This is a genomic window from Spirochaetota bacterium, assembly GCA_017999915.1.
In the GTDB taxonomy this organism is placed as follows: Bacteria; Spirochaetota; UBA4802; order UBA4802; family UBA5550; genus RBG-16-49-21.
In genome coordinates this window covers 51,641-66,741 of record JAGNKX010000007.1, presented here as the reverse complement: position 1 = coordinate 66,741, position 15,101 = coordinate 51,641, and the positions used below count along the sequence as shown (strand labels likewise).

At 44.8% G+C, this 15,101-nt stretch carries 11 protein-coding genes; 5 read left to right on the top strand and 6 right to left on the bottom strand.

Annotation, left to right across the window (positions count from 1 at the left end; all coding sequences use genetic code 11):
- Window positions 1–13 precede the first annotated feature (13 nt).
- Together KA369_11575 and KA369_11570 are read right to left on the bottom strand one after the other, a co-directional pair.
- Window positions 14–874 carry a polysaccharide deacetylase family protein gene (locus KA369_11575; protein ID MBP7736605.1) on the bottom strand — a complete coding sequence of 287 codons (861 nt, stop codon included), beginning with the start codon at window positions 872–874 and terminating at the stop codon, window positions 14–16.
- The gene (locus KA369_11570) at window positions 871–1,617 is read right to left on the bottom strand and encodes a WecB/TagA/CpsF family glycosyltransferase (GenBank protein MBP7736604.1); all 747 of its coding nucleotides are present in this window, start codon (window positions 1,615–1,617) and stop codon (window positions 871–873) included. The genes KA369_11575 and KA369_11570 overlap by 4 nt, the downstream gene beginning before the upstream one ends.
- Window positions 1,618–2,019: 402 nt before the next feature.
- Here KA369_11570 and KA369_11565 point away from each other — a divergent pair, with 402 nt between their 5' ends.
- The 3 genes from KA369_11565 (at window position 2,020) to KA369_11555 (ending at window position 5,357) form a co-directional block, all read left to right on the top strand.
- On the top strand, window positions 2,020–3,375 hold the full coding sequence (locus tag KA369_11565) for a hypothetical protein (protein MBP7736603.1): 1,356 nt from the start codon (window positions 2,020–2,022) through the stop codon (window positions 3,373–3,375).
- Window positions 3,376–3,581: 206 nt separating this feature from the next.
- Window positions 3,582–4,592 (top strand): acyltransferase, encoded by a 1,011-nt coding sequence (locus KA369_11560; GenBank protein MBP7736602.1) that lies wholly within the window; start codon window positions 3,582–3,584, stop codon window positions 4,590–4,592.
- Window positions 4,593–4,616: 24 nt separating this feature from the next.
- On the top strand, window positions 4,617–5,357 hold the full coding sequence (locus tag KA369_11555; protein MBP7736601.1) for a hypothetical protein: 741 nt from the start codon (window positions 4,617–4,619) through the stop codon (window positions 5,355–5,357).
- A gap of 139 nt (window positions 5,358–5,496) precedes the next feature.
- Here KA369_11555 and KA369_11550 read toward each other — a convergent pair whose 3' ends face one another.
- Window positions 5,497–6,813, bottom strand: coding sequence for an oligosaccharide flippase family protein (locus tag KA369_11550; protein MBP7736600.1), 1,317 nt, complete (start codon window positions 6,811–6,813; stop codon window positions 5,497–5,499).
- Window positions 6,814–7,858: 1,045 nt separating this feature from the next.
- On the opposite strand from KA369_11550, the gene KA369_11545 reads away from it, so the two are divergent.
- Window positions 7,859–9,094 carry a hypothetical protein gene (locus KA369_11545; GenBank protein MBP7736599.1) on the top strand — a complete coding sequence of 412 codons (1,236 nt, stop codon included), beginning with the start codon at window positions 7,859–7,861 and terminating at the stop codon, window positions 9,092–9,094.
- A 41-nt stretch (window positions 9,095–9,135) separates the two neighbouring features.
- Here the strand turns inward: KA369_11545 and KA369_11540 are convergent, their stop codons facing one another.
- Window positions 9,136–10,359, bottom strand: coding sequence for a hypothetical protein (locus KA369_11540; protein ID MBP7736598.1), 1,224 nt, complete (start codon window positions 10,357–10,359; stop codon window positions 9,136–9,138).
- Between the two features lie 550 nt (window positions 10,360–10,909).
- Here KA369_11540 and KA369_11535 point away from each other — a divergent pair.
- Window positions 10,910–12,028 carry an SUMF1/EgtB/PvdO family nonheme iron enzyme gene (locus KA369_11535; protein ID MBP7736597.1) on the top strand — a complete coding sequence of 373 codons (1,119 nt, stop codon included), beginning with the start codon at window positions 10,910–10,912 and terminating at the stop codon, window positions 12,026–12,028.
- A gap of 19 nt (window positions 12,029–12,047) precedes the next feature.
- Here KA369_11535 and KA369_11530 read toward each other — a convergent pair whose 3' ends face one another.
- Window positions 12,048–13,352 carry a polysaccharide pyruvyl transferase family protein gene (locus KA369_11530; protein MBP7736596.1) on the bottom strand — a complete coding sequence of 435 codons (1,305 nt, stop codon included), beginning with the start codon at window positions 13,350–13,352 and terminating at the stop codon, window positions 12,048–12,050.
- 246 nt (window positions 13,353–13,598) lie between these two features.
- A complete protein-coding gene (locus KA369_11525; protein ID MBP7736595.1) occupies window positions 13,599–14,912 on the bottom strand; it encodes a hypothetical protein in 1,314 nt (437 codons plus the stop codon).
- Window positions 14,913–15,101 lie beyond the last annotated feature (189 nt).

Genomic DNA, 15,101 nt, shown 5'->3' with positions numbered 1-15,101 from the left:
CGCTGATTTGCGCTCATTTGCGGTTTACATTCTGGAAGCCGGACAGGAGTCTGTCCACCAGCCTCCACGCGTCCATGCCGCCATCGCAGATGCATTTGAACATGGACAGGGATTCCCCTCCCTCGACCTTTACACGCGGCAATTCCCAGGGGTCCATCCCCGCATGAACCGGTCCATGCTGCGAAGTATACACTGAAGTATATCCGCAATTCCGCAATATGCGCGCCGTATCATCGTTATAATCGGCCCTTGTGCCGTAAGGATATGCGAAAGAAGTCACCGGCTTGCCGGCAAGCTTCTCCAGAATTCGTCTTGAGTCCCTTGCCTCTCTCTCCATATCAGGCGGAGACAACCGGGCCATCGAACCATGGCTGACCGAATGGGACCCGATGGCAATGCCGTCCCTGGAAATCTTCCTGATATCTTCCGGGAGCAGATACTGGTCGCTATATTCCGATCCCTGTTCTGTTTTCCCGATTGCCCCCGACGCAACAAACACGACAGCCGGGATGCGGTATTTTTGAAGAACAGGCAGCGCGTCGGTATATACGCTTCTGAACCCGTCGTCTATCGTTACCAGGACAGAGCCGTCGGGAACGGCCGCATTGCCGGACGCGTGGGCCTCCACCTGCTCGAGCGTAACGGCGCGCCCCGTTTCAGCCAGCCATTTCATTTGCATGGAAAAGACGGGAATCGAAACGCAAAACGGGTCATAGGCGCGATCGCCAAACCGGTGATATGTCAGCACACGCACCGATGGTTTGACGCCCGGAATTGAACGGCACAGGCGCATGAACGGGGATGTGCCGTAGGCAATTATCTTTCTCGAGCTTTTTTTCACATGCCAGCGGATAGTGGAAATTCGATCAATCATGACTTCCCCCGGGCGGCCTGAAGAAATATCCGGGCAAGAAATTTGGTATTTCCGACCAGATATCTCTGCCATTTGTGGGGCTGCCGGAACAAAATATGGAGCCACTCCATACCGATTTTTCTTATCCAGAGAGGAGCGCGGTCAAGATCACCTGACCAGTAGGTGAAAAGGCCCCCAACGGCGGCGACAAGCGGCACTTTGAGTTTCCCGATATTCCCGGCAATCCAGTTTTCCTGTATGGGATTCCCCATCCCCACAAGCAGCAGATGGGCTCCCGACTCGTTTATTATCCTGATGATTTCATCGTTCTCTTCTTTTTTCCAGAAACCATGGTGATATCCCGCCAACGCGCAATCCGGGAACAAAGCCGGAGCGTTTTCAGCGGCCTTCTCTATCGCTTCCGGCTCGGCGCCCAGAAGGAAGTAGCGGTAATTTTTGCCGGTTGTTTCACGTAAAAATTTCGGGATCAGGTCTGTTCCGTTTACATTGTCCAGCAGCTTTCTCTTGTATAATATCCTCACTGCCCAGCGCACTCCCGTTCCATCGCCAAAAACGTAATCCGCCGAATTAAGCACATCCGCGTACTTTCTATCCTCTATGGCGAGATTCATCGTTGAGGTATTGACAAATACTATAGAATACGTTTTATCTGGCCGGGAGTCAATTATGGACTCCATTGCATCCTTTGCGTTTTGCAGAGTCGTATCGATTATACCGATGCCGAATATGTCCAATCTTTCCATGGTATCCTTTTTCTTGATGCTTTGATGATTTTACCGCTATTCATTGGGAAATGGATCTGTGTATATTTTGAGAGAAAAATAATAAAACAGGCTCAAGTCAATACTTTTTTACCTCCGGGGAACGCGGAAAAATAAAGCCCGGAACTGTTGCTTCAGCAATTTCTGTAACTGTTTTACAAACGATCTTCTTCTTTAACAGTGCTTCAAAAACACTACTGCCGACGGAATTCAATAAATCAAAAAGAAATTTTTTTCAAAAAAATCAGCAAATAAATTTGCCGGTTATCCGCAAATTGAGTATAATAGATGGTTGCGCAAAAAATAAGGAATTCAAAAAAAGCTTACGTAATTCTTTATTTTAAAAATATACAAAATCCTAAAAAAGGATATGGAGAGATTGTCATGAAAAAGAAACATGTATTGGTTTTTCTTGTGTTTCAGCTGTTGATTTTTTTTAATTACAGCTGCAATGAAATCGACTTTTTATCGTTAAACTCCCATTTTTCTAAAAAAAATCTTCTGTTTTTATTGTTAGCAAAGAACAAGACTGCCGTCCAAAACCCAGTTTCATATCCAGCCGCAACGTCTGACAAAGCGTTTGTTTTCGGCGTATGGCTGCAAGGCCCGGAGAATATGCTGAATGGCAAAACTATCGCACAAAACTACAAGGATATAGGCATCAATACGTTTATTGATCTGTGGAATTGGCCGAGCGAAAAAGACATGTATCCCGGTTATGCCATTGAATCCATGCAGGCGCTCAAAGACTCCGGCATGAACGTATATGCCGGGAATGATGCGGCAGCGGTAAACTGGATCAAGGCCCATCCTGAATTCTGGGACATCTTCAAGGGTTATGTACTCGGAGACGAGCCGGACATGAATAGAAACAGCGGCATTCAGTCCCAGGCCGATGCGAATACTCCCCTCGCATGGAAGGCTTTGGGTGATTCTTTACTGGCCCTCGATAATACGCGGGAGGTCTATGCCAACTTCGGGAAACCATTCGCAAAAGACGCCTGGTATACGACCGATTACGGTCAAACTGGCTCACAGGAGAGCGATTTTGAGCTTTATGTCACCCCCACATCCGTCATTTCAAGCGATTTTTATGGTATAACCGACCCATGGGAGAACCCGGAAAACCACGGGATATGGACTTACGGAAGAGCGGTGAGAAATACAAGGAAATATGCGAACTATGGCAGGATGCGCCCTGTATGGGGTTTTGTCGAAGCGTCAGCTCCCTGGACTAATGCATCAAACACAAATTGGATGTTCCAGCGAATGCCTCCTTCGTATATTATGCCAATAGCCTGGAACATGGTTATAAATGGCGCCAAGGGAATTCTTTATTTTTGCCACGATTTTTCACCTAACTCATTAGGTTCCTACGCGGCTCTCCTTGAACCGGGAATGCCAGCGGCAATCAAAGCGGCCAATGAATCCATTCGCAATTACGAGGCAGTCCTCACATCACCGGATATATCGGGCACAACAGTATCTACCGACGGCCCGGTGAATGTTATCACCCTGACCAAGCGATACGAGGGAGATACATTTATTTTTGCCATGGGGGACGGCAACCCAAGCTACAGGAATGGCCTGGCGGTAAATGCGCAGATAACCATTGCAGGAGAAGCGGGCATTAAAAACGTATCGGTGCTCAATGATAACCGGGTCATATCAATGAACGACGGTAAAATCAATGATCATTTTGAACCGTATGAACTGCATATATACAAGATAGACAACTAGATTCTATTGGATTCATCAAACAGCGGCTTTCTTCATCGGCGATGCCGGTTCGGTTTTTTTCCAATAGCCCGACCGAGCATCGTTTTTTTATCAACCCATCAATGGGGCACAAATTCCATGACAGAAAAGTATTGACTTTTCGACCGGAAAAAATAGGGATACATATATTCATTCAAGGCCGATAAACCCATTACTTCATATACAAAATGGCAAACTCCGTAAACCCAGACAAATTGCGGTCCATACTCAACCTGCAGACGTTCGGCATACTGCTGGTTGTTTTGGGGCACAGTATTCCACGAGGCAGTATCGACACCTATCCTCCGGATATCATCTGGCTTCACTCTTTTATTTACAGTTTCCATATGCCATTGTTCATGTTCATATCGGGATACCTTTTCATCCACAGCAACAGGGACAGGAGCATACGATACGTCTCTTTTATCAAGGATAAAGCCATACGCCTGCTCATCCCGTACATTATGCTTTCCACCCTGGCGTTCTTTCCGAAGGTGATTCTGTCGAAGTACGCCAACCGGCCCATCGATTTCAGCTTCGTGACATATATTCGCGGCATTATCTATCCCACGGAAAATCCCATTAAAGCAATGTGGTTTCTGCCGGTTCTTTTCTCTATCTTTATCGCGGCGCCGTTTCTAAGGACAATGATAAATCAAACCCGTTTGGTCGCCACGCTGGCCGTCATTGGCGCTTTGGTGCTGTTAAATATTTTCAACCCTGTATACACAAATGTCTTCGGATTACAGATAACAATGGATTATTTCTTCTATTTTTTTCTCGGCTGTCTTACCGCTGCCCAATGCAAAGCAAGCCTCAACCGGAGCGGAAAAATTCATCTTGTCCTCATAACATTGACGGCGCTTATACTTGTAAATTTATTTCTGCCGCAACTCACCGAAAAAATACCGATGCTTTTTGCGGCGTTCATTGGTATATGCTTCTCTGTTTCACTGGCATGCTTCATGGACAATCACGGCTGGAAATTTCTTGGATATATCGATGGTTATTCATACCAGATATATCTTCTGTCATGGTTCGTGCAGATTTTTTTCCGAATACTCTACCAGATTAATATCATCAATGAATATATTTGTTTCATCCTCATGCTTTCGTGCGGGGCGCTTATTCCCGTATTGATTGCCAGATTCATTGAAAGAAAACTGCCGATCGGGAAAATATTCGTTGGCATGAAATGAACGATCAAAAATCGGAGCACTGCATTGAAACGGCCCATTATTATATCATCACTATTACTTAATATTTTTTTTCTGGGAATCGCCCTGGCCGTCATTGAACGTAAAGGCGGCTACACCTGGGTCATGGATAAAGCGGCCGGTTTATTTCATGCCCGATCTCAAATAGGTTATGCCGAGAATAAAAATAATATATTTGAAAAATTGCCCCCGATAGAACGCAGGGATACGGTTTTTCTCGGAGATTCCATCCTTGATTACGGCGAGTGGCATGAATGGCTCGGGGACCATGCCAAGAATAGGGCCGTCAATGGCGATGATACGAGAGATATCCTTAAAAGACTGCATGTGATCACAAAAGGGAAACCGCGCAACATTGTTCTTTTAATCGGCCTCAACAACCTGGAAAATGATGCCCCCCTCAAAACCGTAATGTCGGAGTATGCCGAGATAGTGAATAGAATCCGGAAAGAATCCCCGAGTACCGATATATGGCTGCTGTCTCTCGCGCCGGTAAACCGCGCCCTCTACCGGCGCCACATCATTCCCGGCCACGCCGGCATTCATATGCCGGAAGCGGAGGATATCAATAATCTAAATAATTACATGAAAAAAATCGCTTCCGGTCAGGTGCATTATATCGACCTGAAGGAACTCCTTTCCCCGGCGGGGGAATTAAGCGTTGATTATACGCTCGATGGCGAACATCTCAATGGGGCCGGCCTGGAAATCATTGCCTGCAAGCTTCGACAGTTGATCCTGCATTAATACCATGGATATCTGCAAATACCCATAACGGTTCACTGTTTTTGCCGATTATGCCGCTACGGCGTTAGTTATCGGCAGGGCATTCCCCATGAAAGCTACTTCCGCAATAATGGATTTTCGAACAGCGATTCTCCAATAATCAAGCAAGCTCTCCCCTGCTTCTCAACCATTGATATATTTTTTTGTAATCAAGCAAGTATACGAGATAGAGCAAAGATAATACGCCAAAAACCATCGAATATGCGGCAAATTCGGCGAGGTTGTAGATATAATCTCCAATTATAAAGTAATGAATTAAAACAACAAATATGACAAAGAGGCTTGATTTTAAAATAGGTTTAATGAAAACCAGCAAGTCAAAATCGGGAATAATCCTTTTCAACAAATAAATATCCAGAATCGCGCAGACAAATTCCCTAACAACGATGGAAACGGCAATGCCCTTTGCGCCAATTTTCATAAATACAAAAAACAGGACCGGCGTTACGGATAATCTGATCACTTTACTTATAACGGGAAAGCCCGGTCTATTAAACGCGAAAAAAGCCGAATGCAGGAGCAACGGGATAATGCCGAAAATCAGGGTTATGGAATAAATCGACAATATAGGATACGATGACGCCCACTTGGCGTCGAATATGTGAATTATGGATTTTGAATTCATGGCGATATACAGGCATATAAACGTTGATACGGGCAGTATCAGGTAAAATACCGATGATATTATCTTTTTGAATTTCTCGATATCGCTCTGCAGATGGCTCAGAAGGGGGAGAATAATCGTACCGGCGCTTGAAATTCCAAGCTCGAATATGATTTGAACGATTTTTTTTGCCAGCGAATAATAGCCCAGAGAGGCGGCGTCGAATAATTTGCCGATGACCAGCTCGTCCAGCCTGCTCGAGAAGAAAAGCAAAAAGCTGTCAAGAAGAACCTTTAAACCGTATATATATAATTTCATGAATTCGTCAAACTGTCTGAAATTGATTTTCAAGCTTGGTCGCCATACTATCGAGTTCCACAATATTATTACCGATATGATGGAATTCAATACATTTTGAATCGCAAGACTCCACACTCCGAAACCGTTCAGAGCGCAAACAATACCGACTATTGATGAAATGAGAATACTCACCGAATCCCGGATGGCGAGGCTTTTAAAATTCATGTTTTTTGTCAAAAGCGCCACGTGGATACGGGAGATGCCTGAAATAAACAATGAAGAGCTCATGAAGACTATCAACAGCCTCAAGCCCGGCTCGTTAAAAAAACCCGCGATAAGATTCGAGCAGAGCATGAGCACGACCATCAATATGAAGCCGAAAAAAGCGTTAATCCAGAAAGCTATGTTTACAATATCATCCGATATTTCTTTTCGCTGAATTATCGCGTACCCGAGGCCCTGGCTGACGAATATATCCGAGAAGGCGATGAACAGCTGGCAGAGAGCCGCCAATCCGAAATCGTGGGGATCGAGAATCTTGGCCAGTATGAAAAAGCTCGCCGAACTGACGATCTTGACGAGCCATTTTTGGGAATACGCCCACAGGCTTGACAGCAGCACTCCCTTTTTACTGAACTCTTTCATATACTCCGCGTGATTTAATTATATGACTACAAGGCTTTGGAGTGTACAATAGGCGCAACTCAGATGATAATGTCAACCATGAATGGTATTAGAATCGATAAAAACACGCGGTCAGCCAGGCCGTCCCAATGGACCACATGCACTACATGATAACATGAATGATACTCATCATGATGATCTTGAATACCAGCAGATGGCAGTACCCGCTGCTCTTATACATTCTGTCGATCATGACAGGGAATACCGAGGAAATCCATTTCCCCTATCGCGGTAATCTCAGGATGAATAAAAACCGTAATAAAAAATTCCATTTCCATCCATAAAAATATCCTTGCCAATTAATAGCAAATATCCCACAAAGGGACATTCTCTTTACATATCCAGAAATTTTCTCAATATTCTTAGGCCCTGTCCGGCGATTTTTGTATTAGCGGAAGTCTTTGGGGGTATGCGGCTGGTTTATATATAACCCGTGTAATTACTATGGTCTATTATAAAGAGATTGCAATTTACTATATTTATCAAGAACAATTCCATGAAAACCAGAATATTCAATACATTTTGCGCTTGTATACTAACTGCATCCCAGATTTGGCTTTGCGGCTGTCACGATGTAAATTTCAAAAAACTTGAAAAACGCAATAGAAGCCTGTCGAAGATGCTTGTCGATATCGGCCTGATCCTGAGTGATCCATTTTATCAACCCACTGAAGGCGCAAAAGCCATCGGTCATCTGGATCCTTCCATTCAGCAGAGTTTCCCCCCACTGGCCGGAACCAACTCAATAAAATACGGCTTATCCGTCTGGCATTCCGACTGGATACACCCATCCTATATTGAAAACATTAAAAAAGTCGGATGGAATAAATTTTTCGTTTCAAGCGGTTATCATGAAACGCTGGATGAGACCGCGATGGCGAACATGATCCAATATGCCGGCGACAATAACGCTGATTTTTTTTATTCCCTGCTGGGATATGCGAGGGACGAGATCAATCCCACCACCGGGACCCCGCGTTTCAATACTGACGAAGAATTTATCCAGAGCTATCTGGATTATATTGATACGGTACTCGGAAGGTACGGGCCCGGGGGCACCTATTTCACCGAACACCCAGCCGCGCCCAACAAGCCGATACTGATCGTGGAAGTCTGGGACGAGCCGTCCTATTTATACCGCCAGCCCGAAAGCTGGAACGATCCTGTTCTAAGCGACTTTGACCACCAGGCCCTTGTACTGGCAAAGCTGTTGAGCGCCACATACCATCACCTGCACGCCAATGCGACATGGGAAGCCGCGGGCATAAAAATGCAGGGCATATCTCCAGTGAGAGAGCCGGATATGGTCCGGATGGTCCATCAGCATGTGAAGGAATTAAGGGACCACAATGACCACCTGGAGCCCGGCGCATCCATCACTCCTGTCGGCGGCGGGACCTATGATCCTTCGAATTTTTACGATATCGTCTCCCTGCATCCTTATAGCTTCGACGGGCCGCCTGACACTGAATACGTCCTCGCCTGGTACACGTTTTCCTGGGCGAATTACTTCAAGAGCGTGCGCACTATAATGGATGATTTCGGAAACTCCGGCAAGCCGATCGAGATCTGCATGGGGTGGCACCGCGATCAGGGGAGATTTTCCGCCCTGGCCGCGCGATATCCGATCCCGGAATTCATGCAGGCAGCCTATGTCATAAGAGCATATGCTGTCGCCCTGCGGTCAGGGCTGGAAAGCTATAACGCCTTTCATATTATCGACGCAGATAATTACAACGGAGGTTTTTTTGATATAGCAATGGGTGATGACGGTTACTGGCATGTTTCGAAATGGTGGGCCCAGACTACAGCTACCGCCACGATGATACATCTCATGCCAAGGCCCAAAATCAACAATGCCATCAGCGACGGCGTCAACGGCTATTATGCTTACACAATAGATCCTGATTCGAACGCATCCACTCCGACATCGGTCATAATGGCCTGGAACGTGGAAAAACCGCTTTTTGTCACCGTGCCATGCTCCGCCGGCGACACCTATACTGTTTATAATATGCTGGGTTACACCACCGGACCTCAAAGAGCAATATCTGCATCTATCTCTTTAAAAATCGGGCCCTATCCTGTTTTTGTATTAATAGAAAAGTAATAGATTATCCAAAACGACGAATTCTCTTCTTCAACCTTTGATTATTTATTAATTCTATATACGTGATGCTCATATGGCTTAAAATGATCGGTAAATGCGCCATTGGTCATGGTGATTGTCCGCGAATCATTCAGCACGGTCACTTTTTTTACTCCGGATTCGCCTTTTACGATAATTTTTGCGTTAACTTCAAGACCCTCCCGGTATTTCGAATTTCCGTCACCCATTGCAAAAATATAAGTCAGACCCTTGAATCTCTTTGTCAATGCAATGACACTGACAGGGCCATCGGATTGCGCAACGGTTCCTGAAACGGTTGGCGCCTTGAGCACCGCTCCGTATCTCATCACCGATTCGTTGGCGGACTTGATCGCTTCAGGCATGCCCGGCTCAAGGAGGGCGGCGTATTTTCCTTTATTGGAAGGGCCGGGTGAAAAATCATGGCAGAAGTAAACTATCCCCTGGGCCCCATTAATGATCATGTTCCATACGATCGGCATTATCAATGAAGGTGGTATTTTCTGATACATCCAGTTTGAGCTTGAGGCGTCTCTCGATGGTCCGGAGGTTTCAACAAAGCCCCATACGGGACGCCCGCCAGAGTATTTTCTTGTGTTCCGAACAGCCCTTCCATAGGTCCATATGCCGTGGTTTTCCGGCGGCTCATAAGGATCGGTTATCCCGTAGAAGTCGCTTGAAATGACGGTTGTCGGCGCCACATAAAGCGCAAAATCTTTCTCTTGCGTCGATCCGGCGGCGCCGTGTTCCGTTTTATACCAGACATCCTTTGCGAAGGGTTTGCCGAAATTTGCGTAAATGGGCCGCTTCTTATCCAGGGCGCGCAGGGCGTCTCCTTTTGCTTTCCAGGCGGCCGGCAGATTTTCATCCGCCACGGACTTGATTCCGCTGTTCCTGTTCATATCAGGCTCGTCGCCGAGGAGATAACCGATTATCGTATTTTGAAATTCGGGGTGGCCGTTTATCCAGTCTACGGCGTTTTTATCATCCCCGGCATAGGCTTTTATGCCGGCATCCTTCAGCGCCCGGGCCGTTTGAACCGAAAATCCCTTCCAGGCCCAGTCTTCCCTGGGCCACATCCAGAGTCCCGCATAGGTGTTAATCCCGATTTCCTTGTAATTCTGGGCCAGGGTTTTTCCTTTTACCGTGTCCAGGGCTTCCTGCAGCCAGACGGCCAGTGTAAAAGTTCTGTCTGAAAGATCCGACTGGTCTCCACCGGCCATTGCTTTATCCCTGGGCTGTGCCATTTCGGATACCTGCGGGGTTTCACCGGTCCTTTGCTTCAATGGAGCCCACCCCATAAGAAAACCGAAACAAAGTATAATGGGTATAATTATTGATTTATTCATGATAATACTTCCAGTTAAGTGATAGGAATCAGACTTGTCGCGACACTTCGTTTCGCGCCCGCAGGGAGCCCGCTCGATAAATTCACTTCGACCTTGCCCAGCGCAGGCTGTGCGGCGCAGGCTGTGCGGCGCCCGCCGTGGGCCCTTAAAGCGCTTCGCCCTTTGCCCCCGGCAAAAAATTTTGATTCGGAGCCAGCTTGTTGAAATTTATTATTTATAACAATCAATCTCATGGGATATGTCCATCTATTTTTATATTAACGCGCCAGTAACGGTGGCCTTCCAATATAAGGCCAACCCATATATTTTGATTGACTTTTTTTCCCGTTTTTAACAATAAACTATATTTGTAGTTTATTGTTTTCCATAAAAATAAAAAATCAATCAGCAATCATTTCAATTCTAATCAACCGAAGGATATTATATCCAATAATATTCAATGAAATTTATGAAAATTAGTATAAAACCAGCCGTAATTATAATGCTCGCAGCATTGACGCCGTTTACTACCTGTATAAAAGGCATGTCCGGTATCGAAAAATTAGAGCAACCCGAATTTTTGATATCAATAAACACCTATAATAATAAGACAACGCCCGGCACACCCGGCACCGACTCTTTTCAGTCCGCCCAGACACCGGGCCAGAAGGTATCAATAACAATAGGGACGCAGATTGTAAATATGATCTATGCTAATAATCAATCAAGTGTTACATTTCCTCATGGCTCATCAGATGCATCGAAACAGACGTTGACAAGAAAAATGTTCATACAGGAGACGGATTTTACCAATGCCATGGCCGTCCAGGTATTGCAGTGGGCTTATAATAATGACAAGTTTTCTCTAAATTCAGGCGATTATAACTATTTATCATCATCATCGATCAACTATGGCGGACAGTCTTTATTCAAACTTACCGCCACAGCAAACATCACGGAAGATTATAATATTCAGATAGCTTTTAGTGGCGGAACTTTTTCAGTTCGTAATTCAGAATTTGCCAATAAGCCGGTAACTTGCATTACATGGTATGGAGCAGTAATGCTCTGCAACTGGCTGACTGAAATGGAAGAAGGGAACACGGCAAATTGCGTTTACTCGGGTATCGACAACACATGGCTGGCCGACGAGACCTTGACCGATCTCGCAAAGACCGGCTTCAGGCTCCCCACCAGAATTGAATACTGGTACTGCGCAAGATATAGAGGAGATGATTACACAAACACCGTGACCGGATATTCCAATCCATACTTCACGAAGGGAAATTCGGCAAGCGGCGCAACGGCGGATTACTCAAATACGACGGCAACATCGGCCGTGGCCGTTTATGGGACGTCTGCTCTCTCGGTAATAAAATCAAAAACAGCCAATGCCCTTGGCTTGTACGACATGACCGGTAATGTGTGGAAATGGCTGGAAAATTATTCGGGAAATGGAGCCTTTGACGCAGGATCATGTTGGGACCGACCAGCCGATCAATATCTCGAAATAGGCGTTGATGCAAGCAGCAACTCATGTAATGATCCGGCATTCCATGTGGGATTCCGTATTGCCAGGACTCAATAAGGATTGCGAACAATTAAAATTATGGTAATTTTCCGCATTCCCGGACTTCACTGATAATAGCAGGTATTACTTTGTGCAGGTGCCTTGTTATCGCAGCACTGTTTTTATAGGCATTTTTGAGCTTATCAACCATTTCTTCTTCCGTGTCTTTTTTTAAATCGATAACATACTGATCCAGCCCAATTTTCCCGGTTATCCCTTTAAATTTATAGCTGTATGCCTGCGGAACGGTAGGCACCCCCGTAGAAAGCGCCGCGATGCAGGAATGCATCCGCGCACCCGTAAAAAAATCGAGCTTGCTAATCAGGTACTTGAGCTGCGGCGCCGAATAGCCGGAATCCACGACATAGATTCTCTCGGCGGGAATGATATGGGAAAGTCTTTCCGCGATTTTCACCGAGAGTGGATGATCTTCTATTCCCACGTGTGGGATAAAGACAATTTTAACTTTCCTGTCAAACGATAATAACGTCTGTATAATTCGTTCGGTCACCCTGGGATAATCGACGTCGCTTCCCAGGATCATGTCTTTTCCAATGGAAACATCATGTAAAAAACCACTGACATTGATTCCTACGATGGTTCCGCTTTTAATGAAGGCATCGAATTCTGGGTTGTCAACTTTTTCCGGACTCATGAGGAATGCCATGTCATTGGCTGGTCTAAAATGAGGCAGACTGCCGCATAAATCAGTGACATGGTTGAAAGACTGGTCCTCCCGGATATAGACCAGATCGGCTCTCCTGAGAACATTTTTCGCCAGCATTTTCCCGGGAACTGATGTAAAAGGACCTATTGTCTGGGGGAAAATGATAAGCTTCCGCTTATGCGAAATAGCCAGGTACTTGTCGAGAGAATGCCTGAGGAAGACATGGAGCCCGTATATATCGCTGAAACTGTCCCCCTCCGCGAGATTGATCACATAATCAGCGTTGACAAGCTCCTTGAGGCGCCGGTCATTGCGATAGATTTTCTTCTTCCGCCACTTTTTATTCAACAGCACCGGCAAGGCATAGAATATTTTCAATTTATCCACGAAAAGGTATTCTTTTAATTTGCCGGGCAGGAAGAAAAAAACCAGGTGCAGCAGTCCGCTCAGAATGAATTTCGAGCTCCAGACATAGTGTTCGGTAATGGAGTATTTTTTCCCGTTTATCAGCAGGTCATGGCTCTTTTCAGAGTCCTCGTCTGAATCCTGATTGAATATCTCGATACCGATACCGGGGTTATTTTCAATCAATGATGCTATTGCGCCCAGTGTTAACGCGTTGATGCCCTTGTTCTCGCTGCTCAAAGATGCGCCTGTTAAAATGATGTGCTTCATTGGTGATTTTTATCCATATCTAAAATATAAAAAGCCTCTTAACCATAGCCCGGATGTTTCAACCTAATGCCACATGGCGCCCGCTCGGCAGTGGACATCGGTTTTCGAACAATAAATATTTTACAGATCCACTGCGTTTTATCGTCATGAAAGATACCACAACTTCACCCATTATAAGCCCGCGGTTATTATCATGGAATCTGCAATAATCCATTGAATGGACAATGAAACAGTTTTTTTATATGGCTATCCGGGCATCAAGGCCCTCTCCGGATCCGCTGCTCCCCCTTCCTCCTCTTTAAAAGCGAGTAGCGAAGAGATCATTGCTAAATGCATAAAATAAAAGAATTCCATATGACCAAAATAACTTACGCCAATAAATGTAACACAATGTGCAAACAATATTGTGCCCAGTGCCCAAGCAGTTTTTTGTTTTATGCTATCATCCTTGAATATATCCAACGATTTCCCGACATATTTAAAACCCATTATAATAATTGTTACGAATAAGATCAACGTTATTAATCCTCCGTCAAAACCCTCCCTAAGATACTGGTTGGTAGTATCCTGCAAACCCCATGCCCACTGACCCGATGACCGTGTTCCATATAAAAGCCATTCCGGTAAATGTCTTATGGATTCATCAATCAGCATGGACCGGAAATACCCGGTGGATCCTCCTGCAAAATCTATATACATAAAAATAAACCAGACGGGATTATTCATAACCAATTGCAGTACCACCACTGGAATGATTATTGCCCAAATAAAGTATTTTCTTTTTTCCCTGAATCTCCACAACAACAAACCAATAAAAGATGACATTAAAGTCATTATGGGGCCGCTTGATGCAGATGTGAACGTAATAATAATACCCGATATAGCACCCGCCAAAGCATGAAATTTATTTTTTTGATTCCATAATACCCACATGAATGGGATCAGCAATGCGCCAAACGTCCCGGCTAAAATTGGATGATCAATTGCGGCCTGGGCGCGTAATCTGCCCTCTCTCTCCATAGTAAATTCAGGTACGCCGCCCAAAAAAGAAAAAAGATTTCTGCCTGAAAGTTTTTCATTTATCATGAAGATAGCGATGACAATACTCGCAATAGCAAAAAATTTCATTATATAAGTATAATCTTCGATCTCACTAAAAATATACCGCAAAAAAAAGTAAGCCAAGACAGTATCGCAACCTTGTCCTAATTTTTCTATTACTCCCGAGGATCCCATAAGGACCCCGCATAGAATAACTTTCAATATGATAAAAGCGATGATTGCCTTGTCTATTGTATTGAGCTTGAGCTGATACTGTCTACTTAACAGAACTATAAGCATGCCAATGAGAATCGCTATTCTCATGTAGGGAAAATTTATACCCATAACTACAATGCGCTGCATGGACGTCATAAAACATCCAATCATGAGATAGGGAAAAACCTTGTACTCCCTTTTTAAAAATAGAACCAGACCCCACATTATAACAGCAAAAAGAATACCGAGCGGATGTATGACAGTAGTTCCGTATTGCTGCCATTCTATAATTCTTTCTTCCATGATATATTTATGATGTTTTAAATTGTAATGGGATATGTTTACTTATCAAATTCAAGCAAAGAGGCCGGCTCGATACATGGCCGGCAAGATGACTATCTATTTGTTCATGTTTTTCTATGAACTTTTTTACAAAACATCTATCGCCTTTCAAATCTATCTCTAACATGTAATATGAATCTAAAATATGAC

Bases quoted from the DNA above. Each gene is read 5' to 3' on its own strand.
- KA369_11525 (MBP7736595.1), bottom strand. From the start codon at position 14,912: ATGGAAGAAAGAATTATAGAATGGCAGCAATACGGAACTACTGTCATA.
- KA369_11570 (MBP7736604.1), bottom strand. From the start codon at position 1,617: ATGGAAAGATTGGACATATTCGGCATCGGTATAATCGATACGACTCTG.
- KA369_11530 (MBP7736596.1), bottom strand. From the start codon at position 13,352: ATGAAGCACATCATTTTAACAGGCGCATCTTTGAGCAGCGAGAACAAG.
- KA369_11535 (MBP7736597.1), top strand. From the start codon at position 10,910: ATGAAAATTAGTATAAAACCAGCCGTAATTATAATGCTCGCAGCATTG.
- KA369_11575 (MBP7736605.1), bottom strand. From the start codon at position 874: ATGATTGATCGAATTTCCACTATCCGCTGGCATGTGAAAAAAAGCTCG.
- KA369_11540 (MBP7736598.1), bottom strand. From the start codon at position 10,359: ATGGCACAGCCCAGGGATAAAGCAATGGCCGGTGGAGACCAGTCGGAT.
- KA369_11565 (MBP7736603.1), top strand. From the start codon at position 2,020: ATGAAAAAGAAACATGTATTGGTTTTTCTTGTGTTTCAGCTGTTGATT.
- KA369_11545 (MBP7736599.1), top strand. From the start codon at position 7,859: ATGGCGAACATGATCCAATATGCCGGCGACAATAACGCTGATTTTTTT.
- KA369_11560 (MBP7736602.1), top strand. From the start codon at position 3,582: ATGGCAAACTCCGTAAACCCAGACAAATTGCGGTCCATACTCAACCTG.